23 protein-coding genes are annotated in these 26,608 nt (G+C 64.7%); 18 read left to right on the forward strand and 5 right to left on the reverse strand.

Annotated elements, in window-relative coordinates:
• Positions 1-48 precede the first annotated feature (48 nt).
• From AC4D2W_RS08785 to AC4D2W_RS08805, 5 genes are all read left to right on the forward strand, one after another.
• Positions 49-1,191, forward strand: a complete 1,143-nt coding sequence (locus tag AC4D2W_RS08785; RefSeq protein ID WP_490926506.1) for an ABC transporter ATP-binding protein — start codon at positions 49-51, stop codon at positions 1,189-1,191.
• A 1-nt stretch (position 1,192) separates the two neighbouring features.
• Entirely contained in the window at positions 1,193-1,966 is a 774-nt protein-coding gene (locus AC4D2W_RS08790) for an ABC transporter permease (protein WP_490926507.1), read from the forward strand.
• A 3-nt stretch (positions 1,967-1,969) separates the two neighbouring features.
• A complete protein-coding gene (locus tag AC4D2W_RS08795) occupies positions 1,970-2,761 on the forward strand; it encodes an ABC transporter permease (protein WP_490926508.1) in 792 nt (263 codons plus the stop codon).
• Entirely contained in the window at positions 2,758-3,732 is a 975-nt protein-coding gene (locus tag AC4D2W_RS08800; RefSeq protein ID WP_490926509.1) for an ABC transporter substrate-binding protein, read from the forward strand. Before AC4D2W_RS08795 ends, AC4D2W_RS08800 begins: the two co-directional genes overlap by 4 nt.
• A gap of 117 nt (positions 3,733-3,849) precedes the next feature.
• Entirely contained in the window at positions 3,850-5,067 is a 1,218-nt protein-coding gene (locus AC4D2W_RS08805; RefSeq protein ID WP_490926510.1) for a pyridoxal phosphate-dependent aminotransferase, read from the forward strand.
• A 2-nt stretch (positions 5,068-5,069) separates the two neighbouring features.
• Here AC4D2W_RS08805 and AC4D2W_RS08810 read toward each other — a convergent pair whose 3' ends face one another.
• On the reverse strand, positions 5,070-5,309 hold the full coding sequence (locus AC4D2W_RS08810) for an exodeoxyribonuclease VII small subunit (RefSeq protein ID WP_490926511.1): 240 nt from the start codon (positions 5,307-5,309) through the stop codon (positions 5,070-5,072).
• Complete coding sequence (xseA, locus tag AC4D2W_RS08815; RefSeq protein WP_490926512.1) at positions 5,306-6,631, reverse strand: exodeoxyribonuclease VII large subunit; 1,326 nt, start codon at positions 6,629-6,631, stop codon at positions 5,306-5,308. The genes AC4D2W_RS08810 and xseA overlap by 4 nt, the downstream gene beginning before the upstream one ends.
• A 64-nt stretch (positions 6,632-6,695) precedes the next feature.
• On the opposite strand from xseA, the gene AC4D2W_RS08820 reads away from it, so the two are divergent.
• From AC4D2W_RS08820 to ychF, 3 genes are all read left to right on the forward strand, one after another.
• A complete protein-coding gene (locus AC4D2W_RS08820; protein ID WP_490926513.1) occupies positions 6,696-7,511 on the forward strand; it encodes a hypothetical protein in 816 nt (271 codons plus the stop codon).
• Between the two features lie 130 nt (positions 7,512-7,641).
• Complete coding sequence (locus AC4D2W_RS08825) at positions 7,642-8,721, forward strand: 4-hydroxy-3-methylbut-2-enyl diphosphate reductase (protein ID WP_490926514.1); 1,080 nt, start codon at positions 7,642-7,644, stop codon at positions 8,719-8,721.
• Positions 8,722-8,745: 24 nt separating this feature from the next.
• The gene (gene ychF, locus AC4D2W_RS08830; RefSeq protein WP_490926515.1) at positions 8,746-9,831 is read left to right on the forward strand and encodes a redox-regulated ATPase YchF; all 1,086 of its coding nucleotides are present in this window, start codon (positions 8,746-8,748) and stop codon (positions 9,829-9,831) included.
• 123 nt (positions 9,832-9,954) lie between these two features.
• Here ychF and AC4D2W_RS08835 read toward each other — a convergent pair whose 3' ends face one another.
• Positions 9,955-10,599, reverse strand: a complete 645-nt coding sequence (locus AC4D2W_RS08835) for an NAD(P)-dependent oxidoreductase (RefSeq protein WP_490926516.1) — start codon at positions 10,597-10,599, stop codon at positions 9,955-9,957.
• A 187-nt stretch (positions 10,600-10,786) separates the two neighbouring features.
• Here AC4D2W_RS08835 and AC4D2W_RS08840 point away from each other — a divergent pair, with 187 nt between their 5' ends.
• Both AC4D2W_RS08840 and AC4D2W_RS08845 read left to right on the forward strand, forming a co-directional pair.
• Positions 10,787-11,344 carry a dihydrofolate reductase family protein gene (locus tag AC4D2W_RS08840; RefSeq protein WP_490926517.1) on the forward strand — a complete coding sequence of 186 codons (558 nt, stop codon included), beginning with the start codon at positions 10,787-10,789 and terminating at the stop codon, positions 11,342-11,344.
• An 80-nt stretch (positions 11,345-11,424) separates the two neighbouring features.
• Complete coding sequence (locus AC4D2W_RS08845) at positions 11,425-12,120, forward strand: hypothetical protein (RefSeq protein ID WP_490926518.1); 696 nt, start codon at positions 11,425-11,427, stop codon at positions 12,118-12,120.
• 81 nt (positions 12,121-12,201) lie between these two features.
• Here AC4D2W_RS08845 and AC4D2W_RS08850 read toward each other — a convergent pair whose 3' ends face one another.
• On the reverse strand, positions 12,202-12,768 hold the full coding sequence (locus tag AC4D2W_RS08850; protein ID WP_490926519.1) for a TetR/AcrR family transcriptional regulator: 567 nt from the start codon (positions 12,766-12,768) through the stop codon (positions 12,202-12,204).
• A gap of 95 nt (positions 12,769-12,863) precedes the next feature.
• On the opposite strand from AC4D2W_RS08850, the gene AC4D2W_RS08855 reads away from it, so the two are divergent.
• From AC4D2W_RS08855 to AC4D2W_RS08865, 3 genes are all read left to right on the forward strand, one after another.
• Positions 12,864-13,877 (forward strand): hypothetical protein, encoded by a 1,014-nt coding sequence (locus AC4D2W_RS08855; protein WP_490926520.1) that lies wholly within the window; start codon positions 12,864-12,866, stop codon positions 13,875-13,877.
• Positions 13,878-14,111: 234 nt separating this feature from the next.
• The gene (locus AC4D2W_RS08860; protein ID WP_490926521.1) at positions 14,112-15,044 is read left to right on the forward strand and encodes a GNAT family N-acetyltransferase; all 933 of its coding nucleotides are present in this window, start codon (positions 14,112-14,114) and stop codon (positions 15,042-15,044) included.
• A 27-nt stretch (positions 15,045-15,071) separates the two neighbouring features.
• Complete coding sequence (locus tag AC4D2W_RS08865) at positions 15,072-18,203, forward strand: DEAD/DEAH box helicase (RefSeq protein ID WP_490926522.1); 3,132 nt, start codon at positions 15,072-15,074, stop codon at positions 18,201-18,203.
• 6 nt (positions 18,204-18,209) lie between these two features.
• On the opposite strand, the gene AC4D2W_RS08870 is transcribed toward AC4D2W_RS08865, so the two are convergent.
• Positions 18,210-18,821 (reverse strand): NAD(P)-dependent oxidoreductase, encoded by a 612-nt coding sequence (locus AC4D2W_RS08870; RefSeq protein WP_490926523.1) that lies wholly within the window; start codon positions 18,819-18,821, stop codon positions 18,210-18,212.
• Between the two features lie 178 nt (positions 18,822-18,999).
• On the opposite strand from AC4D2W_RS08870, the gene AC4D2W_RS08875 reads away from it, so the two are divergent.
• The 5 genes from AC4D2W_RS08875 (at position 19,000) to AC4D2W_RS08895 (ending at position 26,539) form a co-directional block, all read left to right on the forward strand.
• Positions 19,000-20,799, forward strand: a complete 1,800-nt coding sequence (locus AC4D2W_RS08875; RefSeq protein WP_490926524.1) for an ABC transporter family substrate-binding protein — start codon at positions 19,000-19,002, stop codon at positions 20,797-20,799.
• A gap of 330 nt (positions 20,800-21,129) precedes the next feature.
• Positions 21,130-22,773 (forward strand): peptide ABC transporter substrate-binding protein, encoded by a 1,644-nt coding sequence (locus AC4D2W_RS08880; protein WP_490926525.1) that lies wholly within the window; start codon positions 21,130-21,132, stop codon positions 22,771-22,773.
• 133 nt (positions 22,774-22,906) lie between these two features.
• Positions 22,907-23,833: an ABC transporter permease gene (locus tag AC4D2W_RS08885; protein WP_400931337.1), complete on the forward strand. Its 927-nt coding sequence runs from the start codon at positions 22,907-22,909 to the stop codon at positions 23,831-23,833.
• Positions 23,826-24,818, forward strand: a complete 993-nt coding sequence (locus AC4D2W_RS08890) for an ABC transporter permease (RefSeq protein WP_490926526.1) — start codon at positions 23,826-23,828, stop codon at positions 24,816-24,818. The genes AC4D2W_RS08885 and AC4D2W_RS08890 overlap by 8 nt, the downstream gene beginning before the upstream one ends.
• A 14-nt stretch (positions 24,819-24,832) precedes the next feature.
• A complete protein-coding gene (locus AC4D2W_RS08895) occupies positions 24,833-26,539 on the forward strand; it encodes an ABC transporter ATP-binding protein (RefSeq protein WP_490926527.1) in 1,707 nt (568 codons plus the stop codon).
• Positions 26,540-26,608 lie beyond the last annotated feature (69 nt).

Consider the following 26,608-nt stretch of genomic DNA (forward strand, 5'->3'; position numbering starts at 1 on the left):
GGACACTCGCTCCGCAGGACTCCCCGCAACCCAACGGAAGGTATCCCCATGACCCCGCCGGACCCCGCACCGCGGGCCGCCCAGCCCATGATCAGTTTCCGCGGTGTCACCAAATCCTTTGCCGGGTCTGCGGCAGCTGCCGTCGAAAACCTCAGCATGGACATTGAACGCGGGGCCATCACGGTCTTCGTGGGGCCTTCGGGATGCGGGAAGACCACCTCGCTGCGCATGATCAACCGCATGGTCGAGCCCACGGCCGGCTCCATCACCGTGGACGGCACGGATGTCAGCGGCGTCAAGGCCCCTGCATTGCGGCGCTCCATGGGATACGTCATGCAGTCCGCCGGCCTGATGCCGCACCGAACGGTTCTGGACAACATCGCCACGATTCCCCGGCTGAACGGGCAGTCCAAGGCCAGCGCCCGGGCGCGCGCGGCGGAACTGCTCGACGTCGTCGGGCTGGCCTCCTCGATGGGCGGGCGGTACCCGGCCCAGCTCTCCGGCGGACAGCAGCAGCGCGTGGGAGTGGCACGCGCACTGGCGGCCGATCCGCCGGTGCTGCTGATGGATGAACCCTTCAGCGCGGTGGACCCGGTGGTCCGGGCGGAGCTGCAGCAGGAATTGCTGCGGCTGCAGCGGGACCTGGCCAAGACCATCGTCTTTGTCACCCACGACATTGATGAAGCGACCATTCTGGGAGACAAGGTGGCCGTTTTTGCCGTGGGCGGACGGCTGGCCCAGTACGCGGCCCCTGAGGAAATCCTGCGCGCCCCCGTGGACGACTTCGTGGCGGGCTTTGTCGGCCGTGACCGGGGCTTCCGGCATCTCTCCTTCCAGACGGGGCAGGGAGTGCCGCTGCATCCCATCCAGCTGCTGGATCCCGCCCGGCTGGCCGATCCCTCCGTGGCTGTGGAGGGGGACTGGGCGCTCGCAGTGGACGACGGCGGGCGGCCGCTGGGCTGGGTACCCGCCTCCCGCCGGGCGCAAATCACCACACCGGCGCAGCTGGTCCCGGGCGGATCGCTGTACCGGGAAGGCCGAAACCTGCGCCAGGCCCTTGACGCCGCCCTGTCCTCGCCCGCGGGCCTGGGTGTCGCCGTGGACGGTGACAACCGGGTAATCGGTGCCATCCGTCCCGCTGAGGTGCTGGCCCGGATCGAGGCGGCCCGGCTGCAGCGGAGCGCGGGCTGAGATGGAGTGGTTTCTCGCCCACACTGACCAGGTGTTCCGGCTGACCGGGCTGCACCTGTACCAGTCGATCGTTCCGCTGGTCCTGGGCATCATCATCGCTGTGCCCCTCGCCGCCCTGGTCCGCAGAAACAAACGCCTGCGCGGGGCCGTGCTCGCCACCGGATCGCTGCTCTACACCATTCCGTCCCTGGCGCTCTTCGTCACCCTGCCGGCCATCCTGGGCACCCGCATCCTGGACATCAGCAACATCATCATTGCCCTGACCATCTACGCCGTGGCGCTGATGCTGCGGGTGGCGGTGGATGCCTTCGACTCAGTGGACGACGGCGTGCGGCAGGCCGCCGTGGCCATGGGCTACCGGCCGCTGCGGCGTTTCCTGACCGTGGACCTGCCGCTGTCGGTGCCGGTGCTGATTGCCGGCCTGCGTGTGGTCTCCGTCAGCAACATCTCCATGGTCAGCGTGGGGGCACTGATCGGAGTGGAAAACCTGGGCTTCTTCTTCCGGGACGGACTGCGGCGCTACTTCATCACCGAGATCATGGTGGGCATCATTGCCACCCTGGTCCTGGCTTTCCTCATGGACCTGGTCTTTGTCCTGCTCCAGCGGGCGCTGACCCCCTGGCTGCGCGCGGGAAACACCGGCGGCAGCGCGGCGGGCGGACGGGGCAAGCGGAAGAACCGCCGCTCGGCGGCCGCGGACACCGACGGCAGCACCGGAACCGCCGCGGCACACGGCACGCCGGCCGCCCCGGACGCCGCACTGAAGGGGGCATAACCCGTGGCCCTGAACATTCCCCGCACCCAATACACCTCCACCAACGCCCTGGGCCAGGGCTGGGAGTGGCTGACCGACCCCGCCAACTGGACCGGCGCGGCCGGCATCCCGATGCGCACCCTGGAACATCTGGGGTACACCGGCCTGACCCTGCTGATCGCTGTGGTGATCTCCGTGCCGATCGGCCTGTACATCGGCCACACCGGCCGCGGCCAGCTCGCCGTCGTGACGGCGTCCGGACTGCTGCGTGCCCTGCCAACCCTGGGCATGCTGACCCTTTTTGTCCTCTTGGCCGGTCTGGGCCTGATGCCGCCCATCTGGGCTCTGGTCCTGCTGGCCGTTCCGCCGCTGCTTGCGGGAACCTATTCCGGCATTGCCTCCGTGGACCGCAGCATTGTGGACTCGGCCCGCAGCATGGGCATGACCGAGCTGCAGGTCCTGTTCAAGGTGGAAATCCCCAACGGACTGAAAGTGCTCTTCGGCGGGCTGCGCGGAGCCACCCTCCAGGTGGTGGCCACAGTGGCCGTGGTGGCAACCATCAACCTCGGCGGGCTGGGACGGTACCTGATTGACGGCGTCGCACTGGCCGATTACGGACGCGTTTTTGGCGGAGCGGTCATCATCGCTGCACTGGCGCTTGCCGTGGACGGCGTGATTGCGTTGGCCGCACGCCTTTTGATTTCGCCCGGACTGCAGGAAGGCCGCGTCTCCGCGGCGGATGCAGCCGCCGGGACAGCAACCATACCGACCGGCGGCGGATCTGCCGCCGCCGGCTCACAAGGAGGAAAACAATGATGCAGCACAAGCGCCGGAACTCCCGGCCCAAGGGCCTGACGGTCCTGGCCGGAGGCTTCACTCTGACCGCCCTCGCCCTGGCCGGCTGCAGCGGCGGAGGCGGGGACCCCCTGGCCTCGGAATCGCCGTCGGAGAGCGCAGCATCCGGTGCCGCCGCCGCCACCATTGTGGTGGGCTCCGCCGACTTCCCCGAGTCCGAGACCCTCGCCGAAATTTATGCAGGTGCCCTGAACGGCGCCGGCATCCCCGCGGAGACCAAGCTCAGCATCGGTTCGCGCGAGGTATACCTGCCGGCACTGCAGGACGGGTCCATCAACCTGATTCCGGAGTACACGGGCGCGCTGCTGGTCGGCGTGGACCCGGACACCGAACTTGTGGACGCCGGTGAGATTGTTGACGCCCTGCCGGCGGCTCTGCCCGAGGGGCTGGAGATCCTGGAACCCTCCGATGCGGAGGACAAGGACGCAATGGTGGTCACCAAGGCCACGGCGGAGAAATACGATCTGGAGAGCATCGAGGACCTGGCCAAGGTGTGCGACCAGCTCACCCTCGCCGCACCGGCGGAATTCGCGGAGCGCGCCCAGGGGCTGGCCGGGCTCAAGGACAAGTACGGCTGCGAGTTCAAGGAGTTCACGCCCATCGGCGACGGCGGGGGACCGCTGACCGTCGATGCCCTGCTCAAGGACGATGTGCAGGTGGCGGACATCTTCACCACCACACCGGCGATTGCGGAGAATGATCTGGTGGTCCTGGAAGATCCCAAGCAGAACTGGCCTGCCCAGCAGGTGGTTCCGCTCGGCTCTTCCGCGGTGATCACTGATGAAGCCGCCGAGGTGCTCAATAAGGTGTCAGCACAGCTGACCACCGAGGACCTCATCCAGCTGAACCAGGAAGTCAGCGGTGACCAGAAGCTGGATCCCAGCGAAGCGGCCCAGATGTGGCTGGTAGAGAAGGGCTTCGTCCAGTCCTAGACGGACCGTAGGCAGCCCGGGCCGCCGCAGTAACCGGTTTCGGATAACCGAGTCGCAGGGACCCCTTTCCGCTTCACACGTGCGGGGAGGGGTCCCTGCCTGTGGCACCATGTTTTCATGGCCGAATTCAAGCAGTCCCACAAGCTCCATAACGTTCTCTATGACATCCGTGGGCCGCTGCTGGAGCATGCACAGCGTATGGAAGCGGCCGGGCAGCGGATCCTGAAGCTGAATATCGGCAACCCGGCGCCCTTCGGTTTCGAGGCGCCCGAAGCGATCTTGGTGGACATGATGCGCCACCTCCCCAAGGCCCAGGGCTACAGCGACTCCCGCGGCATCTTCTCCGCCCGCACCGCCGTCGTGCAGTACTACCAGAGCCGCGGCATCCAGAATATCGACGTCGACGACGTTTACCTCGGCAACGGGGTCAGCGAACTCATCACGCTCTCACTGCAGGCCCTGCTGAACAACGGCGACGAGATCCTGGTGCCCGCACCTGACTATCCGCTGTGGACCGCGTCGGTTTCCCTGGCCGGCGGCACCGCCGTGCACTACCTCTGCGACGAAGACCAGCACTGGTGGCCGGACGTCGAGGACCTTGAGTCCAAGATCACCGACCGCACCAAGGGCATTGTGCTCATCAACCCCAACAACCCCACCGGAGCGGTGTATCCGGAACACATTATCAAGGCCATCGTTGACCTTGCCCGCAAGCACGGGCTGATCATCTTCTCGGACGAAATCTACGAAAAGATCCTGTACGACGACGCCGTGCACGTGAACTCAGCCACGATCACCGGCGAAGAGGTCCTGTGCCTGACCTTCAGCGGCCTGTCCAAGGCCTACCGGATTGCCGGCTACCGCAGCGGCTGGATGGCCATCTCCGGACCCAAGCATGAGGCGCTGGACTACATTGAGGGCATCAACCTGCTCGCCAACATGCGGCTGTGCGCCAACGTTCCCGCGCAGCACGCCATCCAGACCGCATTGGGCGGCTACCAGAGCATCAACGATTTGATCCTGCCCGGCGGCAGGCTCAAGGCGCAGCGCGACCTGGCCCACAAGATGCTCAATGAGATCCCCGGTGTGAGCTGCGAACTGTCCATGGGCGCCCTGTACCTGTTCCCGAAGCTGGACCCTGAGGTCTATCCGATCGCCAGCGACGAGCAGTTTGCGCTGGACCTGCTCAAGCAGCAGAAAATCCTGATCTCCGTGGGCACAGCCTTCAACTGGGTGCGGCCGGACCACTTCCGGATGGTGACCCTGCCCAACGTGGACGACATCGAGGACGCCATGGTCCGGCTCGCGGAGTTCCTTAGCACCTACAAGCAGTAGGTCTACTCCCCGTTGGCCTGCTCCCGGGCGGCGTCCAGGCGGCGGCGGGCGCCTTCCAGCCAGGACTCGCAGCGGGTGGCCAGCTGCTCGCCGCGCTCCCACAGGGCCAGGGATTCCTCCAGCGACGCGCCGCCTGTTTCCAGCCGGCCCACCACTGACACGAGTTCGTCCCGGGCCTGTTCATAGCTCATGGCTTCGATGTCCGCGGGGATTGCTGCTGCTTCGTTTGCTGCGGGGCTCATGGGGTGTTTCCTTCTGTTGGCGTGGTGTTCGTTGAGGGTTCCGGCGCTGAGGATGCGGGAGCTGCGGCGGTGGCCGCCAGCTCGCCTACGGCAACCCGGATGCGCAGGTGCGCTGCTTCCGGTACGGCTGCCGCTTCCCGGACCACGGCGCCGTCTGCCAGCTGCACGACGGCGTAGCCGCGGTCCAGGGTGTTCTGCGGCGACAGGGCGCGCACCTGGGCGCGGAGATAGGAAATGCGGTCGGTGTCCCGCCGCACTTCGGAGCTCATGAAGGACAGGGCGCGCTCCCGGAGCCGGGAGACTTCCTGGGCGCGCACATCGATCATGGTTTGGGGAGCAGCCATCACCGGCCGGGAACGGATGTGGTTCAAACGTTCCGTTTCACGGCCGACTGTCAGTTCCACGATGCGGCGCAGCTGGGCGCGGGCTGCGCCGATGCGCTGCAGTTCCTCGCCGACATCGGGAACAATCCGCTTGGCCGCATCAGTGGGTGTGGAAGCCCGAAGGTCCGCAACCTCGTCCAGCAGCGGGCGGTCCGCTTCGTGTCCAATGGCGCTGACCACCGGCGTGCCTGCGGCCGAAACGGCACGGACCAGATCCTCATGGCTGAACGGCAGCAGATCCTCCAGGGAGCCGCCGCCTCGGGCAATGACAATGACGTCAACTTCCGGCATGGCGTCCAGCTGTGCCAGCGCCCGGGTAACTTCCGCCACCGCGTTGACGCCCTGCACTGCCACTTCACGCACTTCGAAGGCCACGGCGGGCCAGCGGAGCGCAGCATTGCGCATGACGTCCTTCATGGCGTCGGAGTTGCGGCCGGTGATGAGCCCGATGCGTCCGGGCAGCAGCGGCAGCGGCAGCTTCCGGTCTTCGCGGAACAGTCCCTCCGCGGCCAGTGACTGGCGCAGCCGTTCAATCCGGGCCAGGAGATCGCCGACGCCCACCGGACGGATGTCCCGGGTCTGCATGGAGAGCCGCCCGGTCTTGACCCAGAAATCCGGTTTGACCTGGGCTACCACCCGGGCGCCGCGTTCCAGCGGCAGCTCCAGCCGGTTCATGACCGTGCTCCAAACGGTCAGGGACAGCGAGATCTCTGCATCGACGTCGCGCAGCGTGATGTAGGAGGCATTGGCGCGCTTGTTCAGCTCGATAATCTGCCCCTCCACCCAGGTGGCGGGGGCGCGGTCGATGTAGCTTTTGAGGTTCCGTGAGAGCAGCTGCAGCGGCCACGGATTCTCGGGACTGGTTTCCGCGGCAGTCTTCGGCAGGCTCGTCGGAACGGCGGGCTCGTCGGGACCGGGTCGGTCTATGGGGTCTTGCATAAGTTAATGTCTATCAGGTGCCGCCCCCATCGGTGGTTCCGGAACTCGAGTGAGGAAACAACAGATGCGCACATTCGGCTCGGCCATCCTGGGTTTGGTTGCCATCCTGCTGGCAGCGGCGGCGCTGTGTTCGGCCTGGCTGGCGGACAGCGTCGTGTCTGAAGACGGGTTTGTTGCCCTGGGCCAGCCGCTGGGCACGGACGCAGCCTTTCAGCAGGACCTCTCGGAGGAGATCGGCTCGCAGGTGGCGCAGAGCATCCAGCTGCCCGACGCCGTCGCTTCCTTTGTGGAGCCCCTGATCACCAGCGCGGTGCAGGGAGTGCAGTCGATGCCCGGCTACCCCGAGGCCTGGGATGAGACGCTGCGGCGCTCGCAGGCCCAGACGTTCGACGGCGACGGCGGAGTCACGCTGGACCTCGCCCCGGTGGTCGGGCTCGTGTCGCAGGAGCTCGGCGGCGGAACCGGGATTGATATTCCGGCGCCGGAGCAGTCCCTGATTGAACTGGGCGGAGCGGACCAGCGCGATGATATTCAGCTGGCGGTCAATGCCGCCAAGGCCTGGCCCTATCTGGCTTTGGGAGCCGGCGTGGCCGCGGTGCTGTCGCTCCTGGCAGCCCGGCGCCGCGGTTCGGCCCTGGCCTGGATGGGAACGGGTGCACTGCTCGCGGGGGGAGCGCTCTGGTTTGCCGCCGGCAGTCTTCCGTCGCTGGCCGAGCGCCCGGCCTACGCCAGTGCGCTCGCCGAAACATTCGCCGCCGGTTTTGCGTCCGAAGCTTCGGGCAGCCTGCAGGCGTGGACCATTCCCTTCATGCTCGGCTCCGCAGTGCTGCTGGTGCTGGGGCTGCTCCTGGGTGCCGTGGGCGGGCGACGGCGGCGCTGACTCCGGCGGTGCAGGCCCGCGGCCGGTCCGGTTCCGCTCCGGGTATCGCCCTGGTCACAGCTCCTGCGCCCTCAGCGGACGAAAGTGCGGGACGGACTTTCGGTGCCGGGGCACCCGATACCATGGAGGCATGACCAGCACTGCCGTTTCCGTGCCTATGCCCACCGTGCCGCGCAGGCGCCGCAGTCCGCAGGAGGTAGCCGCCGCCGCACCCGTTTCCGGGGCGCGCCGCGTCCTGCTGGCTGCACCGCGCGGCTACTGCGCCGGCGTCGACCGCGCAGTGATTGCCGTGGAAAAGGCGCTGGAAGCCTACGGCCCGCCCGTGTACGTCCGCAAGCAGATTGTCCACAACCTCCACGTGGTCCAGACGCTTGAGGAAAAGGGAGCTATCTTCGTTGATGAAACCGACGAGGTCCCGGAAGGCGCACGGCTGATCTTCTCCGCGCACGGCGTCTCTCCCGCCGTCGTGCAGTCCGCAAAGGACCGGAACCTGCAGACTATCGACGCCACCTGCCCGCTGGTGACCAAGGTCCACAAGGAAGCTGTGCGGTTTGCCCGCGACGACTTTGACATCCTGCTGATCGGCCACGCCGGCCACGAGGAAGTGGAAGGCACCTACGGCGAGGCCCCCGAACACACGCAGATCGTCAACGGTCCCGAAGACGTGGACAAGGTTGTGGTCCGGGATCCGGATAAGGTGATCTGGCTGTCCCAGACCACCCTGAGCGTGGACGAAGCCATGCACACGGTAAACCTGCTGCGCAAGCGGTTCCCCACCCTGCAGGACCCGCCCAGCGACGACATTTGCTATGCCACCTCCAACCGGCAGGCTGCCATCAAGAAGATCGCCCCCGAGGCGGATCTGGTGCTGGTGGTGGGGTCCGCCAACTCCTCGAACTCCGTCCGTCTGGTGGAAGTTGCGCTGGAATACGGCGCCAAGTCCTCGCACCGCGTGGACTTCGCCAACGAAATTGACGAGAGCTGGTTTGAGGGCGTTGCCACCGTTGGTGTGACGTCCGGAGCCTCCGTGCCGGAAAACCTGGTTCAGGATGTGCTGCACCTGCTGGCTGAGTACGGCTACGGCGACGTCGAGGAAGTGGTCACCGCGCAGGAGGACATCATCTTCTCCCTGCCCAAGGAAATCCGCGCCACGCTCAAGGCCATGGGGGACACCTCCCGCGGTCTGGGCGGGCGGCGCGCCGGAGCCTGACGGCCACCGGTATGATTGGTTAACGTGGCTCTTACTATTGGCATCGTCGGCCTGCCCAACGTCGGCAAATCAACCCTGTTCAATGCGCTGACCCGCAACAACGTTCTGGCGGCGAACTATCCGTTCGCCACCATCGAACCGAATGTCGGCGTCGTGTCCCTTCCGGACCCCCGCCTGGCCAAGCTGGCCGAGATTCACGGTTCCGCGCGCATCCTCCCGGCAACGGTGTCCTTCGTGGACATTGCCGGCATCGTGAAGGGCGCGTCGGAAGGCGAAGGGCTGGGCAACCAGTTCCTGGCGAACATCCGTGAGGCCGAGGCTATCGCCCAGGTCATCCGCGTGTTCGATGACCCCGACGTCATCCACGTGGACGGCAAGGTGGATCCGCGCTCCGATATGGAGACCATCAACACCGAACTGATCCTGGCCGACCTGCAGACGCTGGAAAAGGCGATCCCGCGGGTCGAAAAGGAAGTCAAGATCAAGAAGCGCGACCCCGCGCAGCTTGCGGCCATGCAGGCCGCGCAGACCGTGCTGGAGCGCGGCGACACCATCTTCTCCTCCGTGGAGAAGGACAAGCTGGACATGGAACACCTGCGCGAGCTGAGCCTTCTCACCGCCAAGCCCTTCATCTACGTGTTCAACGTGGACGACGCCGTGCTGGGCAACCCGGAGCGCCAGGAGGAACTGCGCGCCCTGGTAGCCCCTGCGGATGCCATCTTCCTGGACGCCAAGCTCGAAGCCGACCTGGTGGAGCTGGACGAAGAAGAAGCCCGCGAAATGCTCGAGATGAGCGGCCAGGAAGAGTCCGGCCTGGACAAGCTGGCGCGTGTTGGCTTCCACACCCTGGGCCTGCAGACCTACCTGACGGCCGGTCCCAAGGAAACCCGTGCATGGACCATCCGCAAGGGCGACACGGCCCCGCAGGCTGCCGGTGTCATCCACTCCGACTTCCAGCGCGGCTTCATCAAGGCCGAAGTTGTGTCCTTCGACGACCTGGTGGAAGCGGGTTCCATGGCTGAGGCCAAGTCCCGCGGCAAGGTCCGCATTGAAGGCAAGGACTACGTCATGGCCGACGGCGATGTGGTGGAGTTCCGCTTCAACGTCTAGTCGACGCTGAAAAACAGCCGGCAGCCCCTTTCCTCCAGCCGAGGAAAGGGGCTGCCTCTGTATGGTGTTGTTCTTCTGTCGTTCTTCCGGTCCCGTGCTGTGTTTCCCGTCTGAGGTCTTGCGTCAGTGCCCGACGGTGAACCGCTGGCTTGGATGCGCGCGGTTCTCGATCTCGTCGACGAAGGCCAGCGCGAAGTCGGTACCCGAGATTTCCGAAGATCCGTCGTCCTTGGATACCAGGACGTCGCCGCCGGTCCGGTAGGCGCCGGTGGTCTCGCCCGGAGCGAAGGAACCGAAGAGGGCCGCCGGACTCACATAGAACCAGTCGAGATCCTCGGGGGCCCGCCGCAGTGCCTCGAGAACCTCCGCGTGTGCCAGGGCCTCAGGCTTCCAGTCGTCGTGGAAGTCCGGGGTGTCGACCAGGCGCGGGCCGTCCGTAGCTACCAGCGACGAACCCGCACCGCCAACGAAGGAGAGGCGTACGCCGTTGGTGCGCGCGGCGTCGACCAACTGTGGCACGTAGGTGGTGAGCGGGGCGCCGTCGACGTTGGCTCCGTGCACGGCCACGACAAGGTCGTCGGTGTTCTCCACGGCTGCCGCGAGGACCTCCGGCGAGGCCAGTGAACCGGTGCGGTATTGGACTCCGTCCAGCGGCTGGTCCGGGGCATTGCGGGAGTAGGAGACGACCTGGTGTCCGCGGGAAACCGCTTCGCGGGCGATGTTTCCGCCGGCGTATCCGGTTCCGCCGAAGATGACTACTCGTGACATGTCTGTTCTCTCCTCGCAGTTATTCGCCGGCCGTTGCCGGCGAAAGGGGAACTTCCGGTGCGAGCAGCGTATTCCCGGTCCGGAGATTGGGGGAGGAATGTGTGCCCATCCGCGGTGGCCGAGATTCCTTTGGAAGCTGCGTCGGTGGAGCATTGCGCGTGGACCGGGGGCGACCGAGAATCGCCCTATGGGCCAGCTCACTTTCAGTTTCAACGTCACGTTGGACGGCTGCATCGACCACCAGGAGGGGATTGCGGACGACGAGACGCATGCCCATTACACGCGGCTTCTGGATGAAAGCGGGGCAATGCTCTGGGGTCGGACCACATACGAGCTAATGGAAAGCTACTGGCCCCTGGTCGCCCGCGGGGACGTCGAAGCGCCGACGGCGATGCGCGACTGGGCGCTCAAGTTGGAGGCCAAACCCAAATACGTCGTGTCCGCGACACGCAGCGATTTCCCGTGGAACAACAGCCACCGGATCGAGGGCGACCTGCGCACCGCAGTGCAGGAACTCAAAGACCGGACTCCCGACGGCGTTCTCCTCGGCAGCGGCAGGCTTGCCGCAGCGCTGGACCGGCTGGACCTGATTGATGAGTACAGGTTCCTCGTCCACCCGATGATCACGGGGCATGGGCCAACCCTGTATCAGGATCTTCTGTCCAGCACGCGCCGCCTGGAGCTAATCTCTACCGAACCGATGCGCAACGGTGCGATCTCTGTGCACTACAGGCGGGCTGACTAACACGGCGCTGGCTATCATTTGACGTCTGTCGCCGGTCCGGGCAAGGATCAGGGGATGGGGAAACAACCGGCACCGGCGCCATGAGCCTTTACTCGTTCCACCTCGCCGCCCTGCCGCCGCTCACCGCCGTCGGCGCCATGCTGCGGCCACTGAGAGCGCCCGGCCTGGTTCACGCCGAAGTGTTCGCCGGAATGGCGCTGGGTGCGCCGATCGTTTCCCCTCGCCGGATGCAGCTAAAGCGCACGGCGGTTTTCGCTCAGTGGGAGGACGAGCAGGCGCTGTCGTCCTTTCTTTCCAGCGATCCCTTGGGACGCAAACTGGACCAGGGGTGGCACGTCCGGCTGCGGTACCTGCGCCGCTGGGGCGAGGTTTCCGAGTTCAGCGGGTTGGAGGAAACGGCGGAGCCCTCGAGGCCGGATGAGCCGGTCGTCGCCGTGACACTTGCGCGGCTCCGCCTCCCGGAACTGCCGCGGTTCATCCAATGGGGCCGCCCGGTGGAGAGCCAGATTCGGGACCACCCCGACGCAACACTGGCCTTGGCAGGGCTCCGGCTCCCTCGGACAGTCTCAACGTTCTCCATCTGGACCAGTACCCGCGCGATGACCGGGATGGTGTCCGGCCGCGACGACGGGGAAGCAGCCCGCCGCCACGCGAAGGCAATGGTTGAACGCGAACGCCGGGACTTCCACCACGAATTCACCACGCTGCGCTTTCGACCGTTGTCAGAGCATGGTTCCTGGGAAGGCCGGTCTCAGTACGTTCCCTGGCGCGAATAGGGGAGTGGCTACCCGGGGCGGCGTCACCATTGCCGTCATCGATTGGACGCATTGGCCCGCTGCGTCTCCTGCTCCACGGCCCTACGCGGCACGGCTCCACAGCAGGTAAGCCTGAGCCAGCTGCGTCTGGACATCCGGGGCAGCATTGCGGATGGCAGCGACCTGCGGGCGCGTGATCGTCGCAACCGCAACAATAACCTCCAGCGCCGTAAGCGGCTGCCGGACCGCCCCATTTGCCTTCAGGCCAGCCAGCACCTCATCCAACGCCTCTACGGCAGGGCGTTGCACCTGCGCCAGGGGAGTTGCTTCCAGATCGGAGGCGCTGCCTGCCTGCAAGGCGAGACCGTCGGTCAGCGCACCCAGTTCCATCGACATCAATTGCGACAAAAGCTGTTCCCAGGATGCGGCAGCATCTGTCCCAAGTCCCGCCTGAGCTTCGCGGGCGGCGTCAAGGATGCCCTCGACGGTGTCCTGGACGACGGCCCTGACCAGATCATCGCGGGACGGGAAATTGCGGTAGAGGGTGGCTATACCCACGCCGCTCGCCGCTGCCACGGCCTCCAGTGCAACATCCCCGCCCCGCTGGGCAAAGATGTGCCTCGCATGGCTAATGATCGCTTCTCTCCGACGTGCGGCGTCAGCCCTCATTCCGGCTCCCTTCAAGTTGACTTCCAGTCTAAACCGGAGGAATATCATCCGTTAGTTACGGAGGAAATTCCTCCAGATAGGAACTTTGAAGGACCATGACAGCTCAAGCGCCGGCATCCGGCTCCCATCGCAAGCACGCAGCCATTTGGGCGGGCCTGACCGTCGGACTCTCGGTCATCCTGCTTGCCCTGCTGATGCTTTTTATCTCACCCTCCCTCCATTCCGGACCGCGGGACCTGGGCCTGGGCGTAGTCGGATCGCAGGAGAAAGCCGAGGCGGTCTCGGAAACGCTGGAGTCGCAGTCACCGGGCGCCTTCGCCGTCCACGCCTACGAAAGTGCCGACGCGCTGGAGCAGGGAATCCGGGACCGGGAAATCGTCGGCGGCGTCGACTTCTCGGATCCGGAAGACATGCAGGTGTACGTGGCGAGCGCCGGCTCAACCGCAGTGTCCGGGACGGTCAGCAATGTCGGTGCCACGATGGCCGGCAGCATGGGGCAAACGGCCGAGATTGTGGACGTGGTTCCGCTTCCCTCCGGAGACCCGACGGGCGTGGGCATCGGCGGCCTGGCGTTCCCCCTGGTCTTCGGCGGCATTGTCCCTGCGGTAGCGTTCCGCTCCATGCTGTCCGGGAAACGCTGGTGGATCTTTGCCGGCCTCACCGGTTTTTCAGTCGCGGGCGGATTCGTGGTGGCCGCCGTGTTGAAGTACCTCTTCGGCAGCATCGAGGGGCCCCTGGTTCCAGTTGCCGCAAGCGTGGCCCTTGGCATCGCAGCGCTGGCCCTGCCCCTGGCCGGCCTCAACGAGTGCTTCGGCACCAAAGGATTCACCATTGCTGCCATGTCCATGATGTTTGTGGGCAATCCTTTCGCCGGCATTTCCACCAGCGCACAGTGGCTTCCCGCCGGGGTGGCCATGATCGGCCAGCTCCTGCCGCCCGGTGCTGCCGGCACCCTGGTCCGTTCCGTGGCGTACTTCGACGGCGTCGGCGGGGGCGCTGCGGCCCTGACCCTGAGCATCTGGGTGTTGGCGGGGATCGTGCTGTGGTTTAGCGGCCCGCGCATCGCGGCTGCCAAGGACCGGAAAAAGGCAGCACTCGCGACGGTCTGAGCTGCGCGGGTACGGAAGACGGCGGAGTCCCGCTCCTCTGTCCGGAGATCCTGATTGAAAGGGCCGGCCTGGCATGCGTCATTGCCGGACCGGCCCTTTTTCTTGGCGGGGAACAGCTACGATCAGCTCGGCGATATGGACGCACCAATCGCCGGAACGGGGTGCGCTGTGGAGGACGGAACCAGGGGACCGGAGGAGAGATACCCAAGGTGGAGGGCAGCCAGGGACCGCCAGGTGCCCGACGACGTCGCCCGCCTGCTGGCGAGCGTGCCGGAGTGGTTCGGGCAGCCGGAGTCGAATGCCGGGTACATCGAGGCCGCCCGAAGCAAGGAAACGTGGACCGTGCGCGACGACGCCGGCAGCGTCGTCGGAGTCACGCTGGTTGACCGGCACTTTCCCCACACGGCCGAAATCCACCTCACGGTGGTGGACCGCGCCGTCCACGGCACCGGTGTCGGAACCGCGATGCTCACCGCCGTCGAGGCAGATGCGATCACGCGGGGCGTCCGTCTGCTGGAGGTCAAGACTCTCGGTCCGTCGCATCCGGACGCAGGATACGCGCTGACCCGGCACTTCTACGAGAAGTCGGGATTCCTTGCTCTGGAGGAAACGGACCTGTGGGGTGCTGGAACGCCCTGCCTGATTATGGTGAAGCCGCTGGTTTCGAAATCCTCGTCCGGCCACTCTCACCGGCGTACCGTGCAGAAGGCTGTCGGCTACGTTCTTCACGAGGAGCGCCTCCTGGTGTTCACGCACAATCACGTACCGATGGAAATCACCGGCGTGCAGGTACCCGCGGGAACCATCGAGCCGGGAGAACCGCCGGCCGAAGCGGTGGTCCGTGAAGTGTACGAAGAGACCGGGCTGCGAACGCGCGTCGTCCAGGCGCTCGGCGTTGAGCAATACGACGTGTGGCCCTCGAAGCCCGAGGTTCATGAGCGGCATTTCTTTCAGCTGGAGCTTGTCGATGAGGCATTAGAGGAGCGCTGGACCGCAGGAGAGGGTCACCCGTCCGACGGCGGTGAACCTCAGTCCTGGACGTGCTGGTGGATGCCGTTGCAGGACGCACACGTCCTGTGTGCCGGCTTTGGTGCGCGGCTGGCCGGGGTTGAGAAAACTACGCACTGTGCAGTGACGGATGGTTCCGGTAGCGTGACCGACCACTGACTGAGGCTGACGGGGGAGGAACCAGGCATGGTGGACGCGGTGCAGGTGGCAGATTATTTTTCGCGGGTGCTCAGGCGCGGACGGTTGGAGGAGATCACCTTTCAGGACTCCTCCGTCTACGTGGTCACGGGACGCGAGCAGCTTGCCACGGGAGCCTTGAGTGCGGAGGACACCGCAACACTGTTCTCCGATCCTGACAAGGAGAAGGCCGGACGCCGCGCTCAGCAGAACGCATCAGGCTCGCCGCGGCCCACCGAGGCTGAGTCGAACGAAGCCACACCGATTTCCGTGGTGGTGTCCCTCGTTTCACTGAACCAACTCACCAATAGCGGCCCGGCAGCTCACAGCGGTCTGCTGCTCCTAGCCGCAAACCTGTTTCCGGACGGCCGGCTGGTGCCCGTGCTGGAGACGGCTTCCTCTCCATGGATACCGTCCGAACGTCTGGAATCACCCTCGGTCAGCGGCAAAAAGGTCATGGTCGGGTCGCTGAGCGATTTCTGGCAGTATGCACGGTCCGTGCTCGGTTCAGATGTCTCCCAGAACGAGTCCTTCGCTGACGCGATGAAGGTGGCCGACCGGTTATTCGAGGACGTCGCAAAGCAAACCATCGAGGAGTACGTGTCCACGCAGAAGCAGCGCGGTGAAACGGTTGAGCATGAGCTGTGCTTTGTCCAGAAGACAGACCGGATCTACGCGGTGGCTGCCCTCCTGGACCTTTATGACTTTCTCGGCACGGCGAAGAAGATGCCAGCCCTGGTGGAGCGGATGACGGCCGGATGGTCAGGCGAAAGACCTCATCAGATGGGGATCCACGACGGCGGCGGGCTGTACGGGGCTGCCCTCATGTCATGCGGATCAATGGGAGACCGAAACCCGTTGGCGGATTCGCAGCGACGTGCTGTGCATGCGTTCCTCGACGGGGCGGGCAGTGAGGTCACCGCCGTCAGCGGTCCTCCCGGCACCGGCAAGACGACGATGCTGCAGGCGGTCGTAGCTAACCTCGTGACTCGCCGTGCCCTGGAAAAGGGATCTCCGCCTGTCATCGTGGGCACTTCCACCAACAACCAGGCGGTCACCAACATCATCTCCTCGTTCGCCTCGGTAGCGAAGGACGAGCCCGGCCCGCTGGAGTTCCGCTGGCTGCCGCAGGAGCGGAACGGGGAGGCATCCGCCGATGAAGCGCTGCGCTCGCTGGCGGTCTACTGTCCGTCAACAGGGAAGCTGGCCGAAGCCAGGACGAAGTTCCTGGTCGAACAAAAGGACAAGGGCCAGACGTATTCCGCGTACAGCAGCCAAGCCTACATAGCCGGGGCGAAGGACCGCTTTGCACTCAGCGCCCATGCCTTTTTCGGCAGCATCACCGATATTCCCCAGCTGCAGCAGTGGATTCACGACGCTCTGACGGAATTGGACGGGTACCGCGTCGAACTGGTGACCACCATGAGGTCGCAGGGGCGCTCTAACCGTTACGTCAGCCTTTGCGAAGAAGTGGAGGCGTCGCCGCATCTGCGGACCCTCGGTCGGGTGCGGGAGTTGAAGGAGTGCGATTCCCTGGAGCTGCTCGATCAGAAGCTCGATGTGACGCTCCGGTATGCCGAATTCTGGCTGGCCGTGCACTATTTCGAGGCCCAGTGGCTTCTCACCAAGGACTTCATCGAGCCCGAAGAACGGTTCAAACAAACCTCAGGCGTCATGGAGCGGTACTGGCGGCAGGCCGCTGCGCTGACACCGTGCTTCGTCATGACCGTCTATCAGGTGCCGAAGTACTTCAAGCTTTGGACAAAGCAAGGAGAACCCGCCCGCTTTGACACCGGGCGCATTGACCTGCTGATCGTAGACGAGGCCGGTCAGGTGGATACCGCGCTTGGCCTGCCGAATTTCGCGCTGGCCTCACGTGCCCTGGTAGTCGGCGATGAGAAACAGTTGCCGCCCGTGTGGTCCATTGACGAGCAAACGGACTGTGAAGTGGCGCAGAGCGCCGGCATTTCTGCACCCGCATGGTCAGAGGATTTACAGAAGCGCGGCGTGACGTGTTCCGAGCATTCAAGCCTGATGCGGACGGCCGCCCATGCTTCAAGCTGGAGCTACGGAAAAGGATCTCCGGGGCTGTTCCTCGCGGAGCATTTCCGGTGCCACCCGGACATTATTGGATTCTGCAACACCCTTCTGTATGACGGGTTGCTCAAGGCGGAGCGTAATGCACAAGAATCCAAGCTCCACGGGGTGTCTCCCGCCTTCCTCTGGATTGACGTGCCGGGCTCGCATGACTCCCAGCAAGGGTCCAGCCGTACCAACCAGGCGGAGGCGGAAGCGGTCGCCGCCTGGATCGTGGAGAACTATGCACGCTTCCGGGATGTCTACTCCACCTCTGAACCGGATCCGAACAAGCGCGTTGCCGAGGATGCCCTGATCGCGGTCGTGACGCCGTTTAGCGCCCAGGCCCGGTTGATCAGCCAGGAGCTGGAGAAGGCAGCGAAAGCGGCGGAGGCGTCAGCGGATCTGCCGGAACAGCTATGGACAAAGATTACGGTGGGCACGGCACACCGTCTCCAAGGTGCGGAGCGGCCAATTGTTCTTTTTTCCGCTGTGTACGGTGAGGGCAGTCCGCAGGCAGGCTTCATTGATGCGAATCCGGAATTGATGAACGTGGCAGTTTCACGTGCGAAGGACCTTCTTGTGGTTTTCGCGGCCGCGAACCGATGGGACAACGGCAAAGTCTTCAGCGTGATGTCCGCCTTCGCCCAGCGCTCAGTTTCAGTGCCCGCTCCCATTGAGGAGTTCGATACCGCAGTGGAGGGGGAGTGCAAGGCAACAGGCACCGAGGCACTCGAGGGTGAAGCGCCGTCGGAGTCCGCGCCCCTGGACGCTGAGCTTCCGCGGGCCGTGACGCTGACTGCCGTTATCAGTTCATGGTCGAAAGCAGGCGAGCTTCGCCCGGAGGATGCCGGCATGAGTGCCATTGCCCTGAACAAGCGGCTCGGAGAGATAGGAGTTCTCGACGGAGAGCCGGGTGCATGGGAGCCGTCGAAGCTGGCCCGAACACTGGGCGCGGTGGTGGAACAGCGGGCCAACAGTGCAGGGGAGCAATACGACTCCATCATGTACACGCCACAGATTCAGGCGATACTGCTTAGCCTCTACCGCCTCGGAAAAATCTAACCAGGGTTAGCTGCTCACCCCAAGGGCTTTGCCAATGGTGGAATTGTCACTGAGAATCCCGAGCATGCAGGCAGCAAGGTCCCGGCGGGGGATCGAGCCGCCCAGCCGCCCGCCGTCGCCCGTTTCCAGGGCCTTCCAGGTGCCGGTCGGCTCCTTGTTCGTGAGCCCGGTGGGCCGGACGATGGTCCAGTCCAGGCCGGAACCCTGAACGGCAGCTTCCTGCTCGTTGTGGTCGGCCAGCGCCTTGGCCAGCACCGCCTGCATGACAACACGCAGCGGGGCTGGCATCTGCGAACCCGAATCTCCGGCGCCCAGCGAGGACTGCACCAGGAGCCGGCGCACTCCGGCATCCTGCATCGCCCCGATGACAGTCTTGGTAACGGCAGCGCGCTGCCGGGGAGCTCCCTTGGCGCCGCCCACGGTGACGACGACGGCGTCGGCTCCCGCAACGGCCTGCGCTGCCACGGCGGGATCGGAGGCATCCCCGGCGACAGCGCGGCTACCGGCGGGTGCGCTCCCGGTGCGGGAAACGACGGTGACTTCATGGCCCGCTTCATGCGCCAGCGCGGCCAAGAGGGCTCCGGTGCCTTTGGACCCGCCGACAATGGTGATTTTCATGAGAGTCCTCCGGTTTGATGGCCGCGCTGTTGAAGCCTGTGTCCATCGTATCCATGCCCCGCGTGCAGCAGCAGGGCCGGGGGCTGGCCGGGCCCCGCCCGAATGCTCGTGGGAACCCGGGCGGTGTGCAATTATCACTGGGTGTGCGATCGACGCCATACATCCCGGGGAGCCCAAAATGCGTTTGAACCGCCTGACCAAGTTGGGCGCCGCATGCGCTGCCGCCGCCCTGGCACTCAGTGCCTGTACCGCCGAAGCTGAAAACACTGAGGAATCGCCCGGCGCCTCACCCACTCCGGGAGGCCAGGTCCAGGTTGCCGAGTCCGGAACTTTCAGTTCATTCAATCCCCAGGCGGCATCCGGCAACACGGAAATCAACCATCGGATCGCGTACGCCACCCACTCCGGCTTCAACTATGTGGACAACAACCTGGACATTGTTCCACTGGATGAGTTCGGCACGTACGAGAAAGTATCCGAGGATCCGCTGACGGTTAAGTACACGGTCAACGAGGGGGTCGCCTGGTCCGACGGCGCCCCGGTGGGAGCGGATGACATGATGCTCGCGTGGGCAGCGGCATCGGGCCGCTTCAACGACGAGCTCAGGGCCACCAACGGCACGGTCCTCTCCGGCACGCGCTATTTTGACTACGCCGGATCCACCGAAGCCCTGGCGCTGACCGGCCTGCCTGAAGTCAGCGAGGACAACCGCTCGATCACGCTGATCTACTCCCAGCCGTATGCGGACTGGGAGACCGCGTTCGGGTCGCTGACGGACGACGGCGGAATCGGCGTTCCGGCGCACATTGTGGCCCAGCGTGCCGGGCTGGCGGATGAAAAGGAGCTGACCTCGCTGATCCGGGACACCCCGGCAGGGGATGTCCTGGCACCGGCGCCGGAGAATCCGCAGCTGCGCGCCGTCGCCGACTACTGGAACACTGCCTTCACGGCCCGGACCCTGCCCGAGGATCCCGCCCTCTACCTCTCCACGGGTCCGTACATTGTGGAAAAGATCGATCCGGGCGTTTCCCTGACCCTGGTCCGGAACGCGGATTACACCTGGGGGCCGGCGCCGGAGCTGGACGAAATCGTCGTCAGTTTCATCCAGGATCCTTCGGCCCAGGTGTCCGCGCTAAGGAACGGTTCGGTGGATATCATCTCGCCGCAGCCGGACCCTGGCACACTGCCTGCCCTCAACACCATGAGCAACATCAACCTGCATCAGGGGAACCAGCTCGCATATGAGCATGTGGACCTGAACTTCACCGGTGTTTTTGCCGAGGAAAGCGTCCGTGAGGCTTTCCTGAAAACGGTGCCGAGGGCGGCCATCGTCGAAGAGACCGCGGCGCAGCTCCAGCCCGGCGTGGAACCGCTGGACTCGCAAGTATTCCTGACTGATCAGGCCGGCTACGAGGATGCGGCGGCCACGAACGGATCCGAGGGGTTTGCGAAGGTGGACCTGGACCGCGCGCGGAAACTGCTCGACGTTGCAGCGCCTCAGGTGCGGCTCCTGTACAACCGGGACAACGCCAACCGTGCAACGGCTTTCAAGCTGATGGAACAGTCGGCGGAGGAGGCGGGGTTCGACGTCGTCGACGGCGGCCTCCCGGCCGACCAATGGGCCGCCCAACTGGGGACGGACACCTACGACGCAGCCATCTTTGGATGGACGGCATCGGGCGTGGGCGTTTCCGGCACACCCCAGGTTTTCCGCACCGGCGCGGCGTCCAACTACAACGGGTTCTCCAGCCCCGAGGCGGACACCCTCATGGATGACCTTCTCGCCGAGACCGGTTCCCAGCGCCGTGATGAGCTGCAAACCCGCATCGACCGGTTGATCTGGGAGGCACGCTACGGGCTGCCGCTGTACCAGGTTCCGGGCCTGCAGGCCTCGGCGGACACCATTGAACATGTGGAGTACATGCCCAACTCCACCGGTTTGTGGTGGAACTTCTGGGAATGGTCTGTTGCCCGCTAGCAGCGTACGGCCTGCACGGCCCGCGCGGCCCCGGGGCTTCGGGCGGGAATAGTGGCACGCGGTGAGGCAGAAAGATAGCTTTGTGTCGTAACACGACCGCCGTATGCCAAATCGTTACATGTGCATGTTTTTCTATATATTCCCTCACGAGCGGCCGATTGAGGCCCCCCTCACAACCGCCTCAAGCTCTCCGCCGGTCATTTGCCCCCGCCGGTGATTAGTACGGTGTACTCCAAAGCAATATGCTTTTGAACTTGTGAGTCGGCTCACTGTCCCGAGAGCCGCAGTGCTGACGCCCAGTCAGCCTTATTTCAGAACATAGGAGGCGGAATGCGCTACACACGCACTTCCAAATTGCTCAGCGTCGCGGCAGTTGCTGCACTGGCGCTTAGCGCCTGCGGCGGCGGCGACGATTCGGCCCAGTCCGGCGCGGAAGGCGACACCAGTCGCGTCATCATCGCGGATGGTTCCGAGCCCCAGAACCCGCTGATCCCCACGAACACGAACGAGGTTGGCGGCGGCGCCATCTTGGACCTGCTGTTCGCCGGCCTCGTCAGCTATGACGCAGACGGCAAGCCGCAGAACGAGATGGCAGAGTCCATCGAGACTGATGACGCCCAGCACTACACCATCAAGCTGAAGTCGGGCAAGACCTTCACCAACGGTGACCCGGTTACCGCCTCGTCCTTCGTGGACGCCTGGAACTACGGTGCAGCTGCCAAGAACGCCCAGCTTTCCGGCACCTTCTTCGAGAGCATCGAAGGCTATGCCGAAGCCAGCGCTGAAGGCTCCACCCTGGACTCCATGTCCGGCCTGACCGTCGTTGACGACACCACCTTCACAGTGGCCCTGAGCCAGCCCGAGTCCGACTGGCCGCTGCGCCTTGGCTACAGCGCGTTCTACCCGCTGCCTGCCGCAGCGCTGGCGGACCCGGCTGCCTACGGCGAAAACCCCGTCGGCAACGGCCCGTACAAGTTCGACGGTGAAGGCGCCTGGGAGCACAACCAGCAGATCAAGCTGGTGCCGAACGAGTCCTACGACGGACCCCAGAAGGCCCAGAACGCCGGCGTGACGTTCAAGATCTACCAGAGCGACACGACGGCCTACCAGGACCTGATCTCCGACAACCTGGACGTCCTGAAGACCATCCCGACGTCTGACGTCAAGAACTTTAAGAGCGACCTCGGCGAGGACCGCTCCATCGAGTCCCCGTACGCCGGCAACCAGACCATTGCCATCCCGTACTACCTCCCGAACTGGAGCGGTGAAGCCGGAAAGCTCCGCCGCCAGGCCCTCTCCATGGCGATCAACCGTGACGAAATCACCCAGGTGATCTTCGCCGGCGGCCGCACGCCTGCCGAGGACTTCACCGCACCGGTGCTGGACGGCTACGACGCCGACCTGCCGGGCAGCGAAAACCTCGAGTTCAACCCGGACAAGGCCAAGGACCTGTGGGCCCAGGCGGAGAAGATCTCTCCGTACGACGCCTCACAGCCCCTGACCATCGCGTACAACGCGGACAAGGGCGATCACAAGACCTGGGTTGAAGCCGTAGTCAACGGTGTCAAGAACAACCTCGGCATTGAGATCACCGGTAAGCCGTACGCAACCTTCAAGGAAGCCCGCACCGAGGCCACCAACGGTGTCCTGACCGGTTCCATCCGTTCCGGCTGGCAGGCTGACTACCCGTCGCTGTACAACTTCCTGGGCCCGATCTACACCAAGGGTGCAGGCTCCAACGATGCGCGCTACGACAACCCCGAGTTCGAGGCCCTGCTGGACAAGGGCCTGGCTGCCACCTCGGTTGAAGAAGGCAACGAGACGATGAACCAGGCGCAGGAAATGCTCCTGGAAGATCTGCCCGCCATTCCCCTGTGGTACCAGGTTGCCCAGGGCGGCTGGAGCACCAACGTCGACAACGTTGAGTTCGGCTGGAACGGCGTGCCGCTGTACCACGCCATCACCGGCAAGTAATCCCTCACAGCCTAAGGGGCCCGGCTGCGACTGCAGCCGGGCCCTTGGGCCGCTCCAATGTAAAGGTGCTCTTTCGAATGAGTTTCACCAACCCCCCACAGCATGCGCGCCACGTGCCAGAGGCTGACGTCTGATGGCCGGCTATGTCCTGAGGCGCTTCCTGCAGCTGATCCCCGTCTTCCTGGGTGCCACGCTGCTTTTGTATTTCCTGGTCTTTAGCCTGCCGGGCGATCCCACGGCAGCCATCTGCGGCGAAAAGGGCTGCACGCCCGCCGTCGAGGCCGCGCTCCGCGCCCAGTACAATCTGGACCAGCCCTTCTGGATCCAGTACCTCACGTACCTTAAAGGCGTCCTAACCTTCGACCTGGGCACCAACTTTGCCGGCCGTGAAATCTCCACGATCATCGCCGAGGTCTTCCCGACCACCGCGAAGCTGGCCATCATGGCGCTGGTTTTCGAAGCCGTCTTCGGTATTGTCTTCGGTCTTCTGGCCGGACTGCGCAAGGGCAAGATCTTCGACTCCTCCGTCCTGGTCCTTTCCCTGGTCGTCATCGCCGTTCCGATCTTCGTGCTCGGCTTCCTCATGCAGTTTGTTTTCGGTGTCAAGCTCGCCTGGACCAATCCGACTGTCAGCGGCGACGCCACGTTCACTGAACTGCTGCTGCCCGCAATCGTTTTGGGACTGGTTTCCTTTGCCTACGTACTGCGCTTGACCCGCACCAGCGTGATCGAAAACGCCAACGCGGACTACGTGCGCACGGCCACGGCCAAGGGCCTGAGCCGCCGCCGCGTCGTCGTCGTACACATCATGCGCAACTCCATGATTCCCGTGGCCACCTTCCTGGGTGCGGACCTTGGCGCCCTCATGGGCGGCGCGATCGTGACCGAAGGAATTTTCAACGTCAACGGCGTCGGCAACACCCTGTACCGCGCCGTGCTTAACGGAGAGGCTCCGGTGGTCGTTTCGATCGTCACCGTGCTGATCCTGATTTTTTGCCTCGCCAACCTTTTGGTAGATCTGCTGTACGCGTGGCTGGACCCGAGGATTCGATATGCCTGAGAATAACCAAGCACTGACCCCCGCAAGCCGCGGCAAGGTCTCGCAATACCCGATTGAACACTTCGTGGCCGACGTAGAGGAAACTCCGGTCGCGGCGGTTGACAGTTCCACCGCCGACGGCGCTCCCCGCAGCCTCTGGAGTGAAGCCTGGCGCAGCCTGCGCAAGCAGCCGCTGTTCATCATCAGTGCCCTGCTGCTGCTGGCCGTGCTCGTGGTGGCACTCTTCCCCGGCATCTTCACCAATGAACAGCCGAACGACAACTGCCTGCTGATCAACTCCGACGGCGGCTCGGCTCCCGGCCATCTGCTCGGGTTCACCCAGCAGGGCTGCGACGTCCTGGCACGGGTGGTTTACGGAACACGCTCGTCCCTGACCGTTGGCCTCTTCGCCACTCTCGGCGTCGTGGTCCTCGGCGGCGTCATCGGTGCCCTCGCCGGCTTCTTCGGCGGCTGGGTGGATGCCATCCTGGCCCGCGTGGGAGACATCTTCTTTGCACTGCCGATGATCCTGGGCGCAATCGTCGTCGTCCAGCTCCCGTTCTTCCGTGAAAACCGCAATGTCTGGACCATCGTCCTGATCCTCGTGACCTTCGGATGGCCGCAGGTGGCCCGCATTACCCGCGGCGCCGTCCTCGAGATCCGCAACGCGGACTTCGTCACGGCGGCCCAGTCGCTGGGTGTATCCCGCATGTCCGCGCTGATCAAGCACGTCATCCCGAACGCGCTGGCCCCGGTGATCGTCATCGCGACCATTTCACTGGGAACCTTCATCGTGGCCGAATCGACGCTGTCCTTCCTGGGCATTGGCCTGCCGCCGGACGTCATGTCCTGGGGCAATGACATCTTCTCCGCGAAGTCCTCCCTGCGCAGCAATCCGTGGGCCATGTTCTGGCCCGGCCTGGCACTGTCCCTGACCGTGCTGTCCTTCATCATGCTTGGCGATGCCCTGCGGGATGCGCTCGACCCCAAGTCGCGTAAGCGATGACTAAGGATCTAAACATGTCTACGCAAAGCATGAACCAGGCGCAGGCCCTGGGCGGGCAGCCCCAACCGCTGCTCGAACTGCGGGACCTCGCGATTACCTTCAAGACGAACAACGGCGATGTTCCGGCCGTCCGCAACGCACATCTGACGATCATGCCCGGTGAAACGGTCGCGATCGTAGGAGAGTCCGGATCCGGCAAGTCGACGACGGCGCTTGCCGCCATCGGCCTGCTGCCCTCCAACGGTTCGGTGTCCGGCGGAAGCATCATCTTCGACGGGGAAGACATCACCCACGCGAGTGAAAAGCGCATCATCGAACTGCGCGGAAACTCGATCGGCATGGTTCCCCAGGACCCGATGTCCAACCTGAACCCGGTCTGGAAGATCGGTTTCCAGGTCAAGGAAACGCTGCGGGCCAACGGCCTGCCGCACGATGCCAAGGACATTGCACAGGTCCTCAGCGAAGCCGGCCTGCCGGATTCTGCGGAGCGCGCCAACCAGTACCCGCACGAGTTCTCCGGCGGCATGCGCCAGCGCGCGCTGATTGCCATTGGACTCTCCTGCCGTCCGCGCCTGCTCATCGCTGATGAGCCGACGTCGGCCCTGGACGTTACGGTGCAGCGCCAGATCCTGGACCACCTGGACCGCATGACGGATGAGCTGGGCACTGCTGTCCTGCTCATCACGCACGACCTCGGCCTCGCCGCCGAGCGCGCGCACAAGGTTGTGGTGATGTACAAGGGGCAGGTGGTCGAAGCCGGCCCCGCACTGGAGCTCCTGACCAACCCGCAGCACCCGTACACCCGCAAGCTCGTGGAATCAGCACCGTCCCTCGCTTCCCGGCGGATTCAGACGGCCAAGTCCCTGGGCATGGAGGGTTCGGAGGTCCTGGCCTCCAGCCCTGAAGCGGTCAACAACGAGAGCATCATCGAGGTCAAGCACCTCTCGAAGGTGTTCAAGCTGCGCGGTGCGCTGGGCAAGTCCACGGACTTCACAGCCGTTGACGATGTGTCCTTCTCGATTCCGCGCGGCACCACCACCGCTGTGGTGGGGGAGTCGGGTTCCGGCAAGTCCACCGTGGCCCGCATGGTGCTCGGTCTGGAAAAGGCCACCGGAGGCGACATCCTGTTTGACGGCGTGGACATCACCACGCTGAACCGCAAGAAGATGTTCGACTTCCGCCGAAGGGTACAGCCGATCTTCCAGGATCCCTACGGTTCCCTGGACCCGATGTACAACATCTACCGGACCATTGAAGAGCCCCTGCGGGTGCACGGCATCGGAAACTCCAAGAGCCGGGAGAAGAAGGTCCGCGCACTGCTGGACCAGGTCTCCCTGCCGGCGTCGATGATGCAGCGCTATCCCAATGAACTCTCCGGTGGACAGCGGCAGCGCGTGGCAATCGCCCGGGCGCTGGCACTGGATCCTGAAGTGGTGATCTGCGACGAGGCGGTGTCCGCCCTGGACGTCCTGGTCCAGGCGCAGATCCTGAACCTTCTGGCCGACCTGCAGTCGGAGCTGGGCCTGAGCTACCTGTTCATCACTCACGACCTCGCGGTCGTGCGCCAGATCGCCGATCAGGTCTGCGTCATGCAGAAGGGCCGGATTGTCGAGACCGGCTCCACCGACGATGTGTTCGACAACCCGCAGCAGGAGTACACCCGTGCCCTGCTGGCAGCGATTCCCGGTGCGGGGCTGATGCTCCCGCCGGCCGTAGCCTAACGGCTCGTACATCGCGATATACAGGGAAGGCAGGCAGCCCGTCGGGCCGCCTGCCTTCCCTGTATCTGC

The sequence above is a fragment of the Arthrobacter sp. TJ-58 genome, from assembly GCF_058269295.1.

Bases quoted from the DNA above. Each gene is read 5' to 3' on its own strand.
- AC4D2W_RS08790 (WP_490926507.1), top strand. From the start codon at position 1,193: ATGGAGTGGTTTCTCGCCCACACTGACCAGGTGTTCCGGCTGACCGGG.
- AC4D2W_RS08825 (WP_490926514.1), top strand. From the start codon at position 7,642: ATGACCAGCACTGCCGTTTCCGTGCCTATGCCCACCGTGCCGCGCAGG.
- AC4D2W_RS08855 (WP_490926520.1), top strand. From the start codon at position 12,864: ATGACAGCTCAAGCGCCGGCATCCGGCTCCCATCGCAAGCACGCAGCC.
- AC4D2W_RS08895 (WP_490926527.1), top strand. From the start codon at position 24,833: ATGTCTACGCAAAGCATGAACCAGGCGCAGGCCCTGGGCGGGCAGCCC.
- AC4D2W_RS08840 (WP_490926517.1), top strand. From the start codon at position 10,787: ATGGGCCAGCTCACTTTCAGTTTCAACGTCACGTTGGACGGCTGCATC.
- AC4D2W_RS08850 (WP_490926519.1), bottom strand. From the start codon at position 12,768: ATGAGGGCTGACGCCGCACGTCGGAGAGAAGCGATCATTAGCCATGCG.
- AC4D2W_RS08845 (WP_490926518.1), top strand. From the start codon at position 11,425: ATGAGCCTTTACTCGTTCCACCTCGCCGCCCTGCCGCCGCTCACCGCC.
- AC4D2W_RS08885 (WP_400931337.1), top strand. From the start codon at position 22,907: ATGGCCGGCTATGTCCTGAGGCGCTTCCTGCAGCTGATCCCCGTCTTC.
- AC4D2W_RS08805 (WP_490926510.1), top strand. From the start codon at position 3,850: ATGGCCGAATTCAAGCAGTCCCACAAGCTCCATAACGTTCTCTATGAC.
- AC4D2W_RS08875 (WP_490926524.1), top strand. From the start codon at position 19,000: ATGCGTTTGAACCGCCTGACCAAGTTGGGCGCCGCATGCGCTGCCGCC.
- AC4D2W_RS08890 (WP_490926526.1), top strand. From the start codon at position 23,826: ATGCCTGAGAATAACCAAGCACTGACCCCCGCAAGCCGCGGCAAGGTC.
- AC4D2W_RS08800 (WP_490926509.1), top strand. From the start codon at position 2,758: ATGATGCAGCACAAGCGCCGGAACTCCCGGCCCAAGGGCCTGACGGTC.
- AC4D2W_RS08880 (WP_490926525.1), top strand. From the start codon at position 21,130: ATGCGCTACACACGCACTTCCAAATTGCTCAGCGTCGCGGCAGTTGCT.
- AC4D2W_RS08870 (WP_490926523.1), bottom strand. From the start codon at position 18,821: ATGAAAATCACCATTGTCGGCGGGTCCAAAGGCACCGGAGCCCTCTTG.
- AC4D2W_RS08820 (WP_490926513.1), top strand. From the start codon at position 6,696: ATGCGCACATTCGGCTCGGCCATCCTGGGTTTGGTTGCCATCCTGCTG.
- AC4D2W_RS08810 (WP_490926511.1), bottom strand. From the start codon at position 5,309: ATGAGCCCCGCAGCAAACGAAGCAGCAGCAATCCCCGCGGACATCGAA.
- xseA (WP_490926512.1), bottom strand. From the start codon at position 6,631: ATGCAAGACCCCATAGACCGACCCGGTCCCGACGAGCCCGCCGTTCCG.
- AC4D2W_RS08865 (WP_490926522.1), top strand. From the start codon at position 15,072: ATGGTGGACGCGGTGCAGGTGGCAGATTATTTTTCGCGGGTGCTCAGG.
- AC4D2W_RS08835 (WP_490926516.1), bottom strand. From the start codon at position 10,599: ATGTCACGAGTAGTCATCTTCGGCGGAACCGGATACGCCGGCGGAAAC.
- AC4D2W_RS08785 (WP_490926506.1), top strand. From the start codon at position 49: ATGACCCCGCCGGACCCCGCACCGCGGGCCGCCCAGCCCATGATCAGT.